The organism is Mesorhizobium sp. M7A.F.Ca.US.002.01.1.1 (assembly GCF_004022955.1).
Classification (GTDB): Bacteria; Pseudomonadota; Alphaproteobacteria; order Rhizobiales; family Rhizobiaceae; genus Mesorhizobium; species Mesorhizobium ciceri.
In genome coordinates, this window is sequence record NZ_RZQE01000841.1 from 1 (window position 1) to 1,447 (window position 1,447).

Annotated in this window: 2 protein-coding genes; both read right to left on the reverse strand. The window is 61.0% G+C overall.

The features are described from left to right. On the reverse strand, nucleotides 1-640 hold a 640-nt coding region (locus EN932_RS36005), incomplete at its 3' end, for a transporter substrate-binding domain-containing protein (protein ID WP_128369521.1). Between the two features lie 71 nt (nucleotides 641-711). Further along, a partial coding sequence (locus tag EN932_RS36010; protein ID WP_128369522.1) for an ATP-binding cassette domain-containing protein occupies nucleotides 712-1,447 on the reverse strand: 736 nt, incomplete at its 5' end.

Genomic DNA, 1,447 nt, shown 5'->3' on the forward strand with positions numbered 1-1,447 from the left:
GGTCGTATGTGCTCTTGATCTCAACACCGACCAGTTGGAAGTTCTTGCCGTCAGGCTTGTCCAGAAAATCCTGCAAGGCGGATTGATCGGCGAAAGCCGTGTCGATACGGCCGCTCGCCAGGTCGATCTGCATCTGGTCAAGCGTGTCGTAGGTTTTCAGGTCGGCATTCGGTGCACGCTTCTCGAGGAAATGCGCGTGGGTCGTGCCAGCCTGCACGCCGACCTTCTTGCCGTCGAGCGACTTCAGCAGCGTGTCGACGTCGGTGATCGCGGCCAGATCAGAACCCTTGGCCGCGACGAACATGTTGGCCAGTTCGGCATAGCCGACGCTGAAATTGATCTCCTTCTTGCGATCGGCGGTGATCGACATGCCCGAGATGATGACGTCGAAGCGCTTGGCCTTCAGCGCCGGGATCAACCCGTCGAACGCCTGCACGACAAAATGGCAGGTCACCGCGAGTTTGGTGCACAGCAACGCGCCGACATCGGCGTCGAAACCGGTGACGTTGCCACTGGCGTCGGACATGCTCCATGGCGGGTAGGCGCCTTCCGTTCCGATGGACAACTCGCCTTCGGCCGCCAATGCGTTTCCCATGCTTCCCGCGAGACATGCGAGCAGCGTCAAGACTTTCAGCTTCATATCAGTTCCCCTTGTTGTTGGTCTTCATTGCCGTTGTCCGGTGCGAACCGGACGCTTCGAGGATGCTTCCCTCACAGTGTCCGAGCCAGGAATTGGCGCAGACGCTCCGAGCGCGGGTTGCCGAACAGCTCCGCGGGCGCACCCTCTTCCTCCACCTTTCCCTGGTGGAGAAACAGAACCTTGTGGGAGACCTCGCGCGCGAACTGCATCTCGTGCGTTACGAGGATCATGGTGTTGCCTTCCTCCGCCAGTTGACGGATCACGCGCAGCACCTCGCCGACCAACTCGGGATCGAGCGCCGATGTCGGTTCGTCGAAGAGGATGACTTTGGGACGCATCGCGAGCGTTCGGGCGATCGCGGCGCGTTGCTGCTGGCCGCCTGATAACTGGCCCGGATAATGAGCGTGCTTGTCGGCGAGCCCGACCTTCTTCAACAAGGCGTGCGCATGTTCGATGGCCTTCTCGCGGGGCTCCTTCAAGACGTGCCGGGGCGCTTCGATGATGTTCTCCGCCACCGTCATGTGCGGCCACAGATTGAAGTTCTGGAACACCATGCCGACGCGGGCGCGGATGCGTTCGACCTGCGCCATGTCGGCTGGCCCAAGACGGCCGCTCGACAGCGGCTTCATCTTGATCACCTCGCCATCGATGGCGACCTTGCCGCCATCCGGCTGCTCCAGAAGATTGATGCAACGCAGGAACGTGCTCTTGCCCGAGCCCGACGAGCCGATCATGGAAATGACCTCACCGGCATGGGCGGTGAGATTGACGCCCTTCAACACCAAAAGCGAGCCGAAGCTCTTGTGA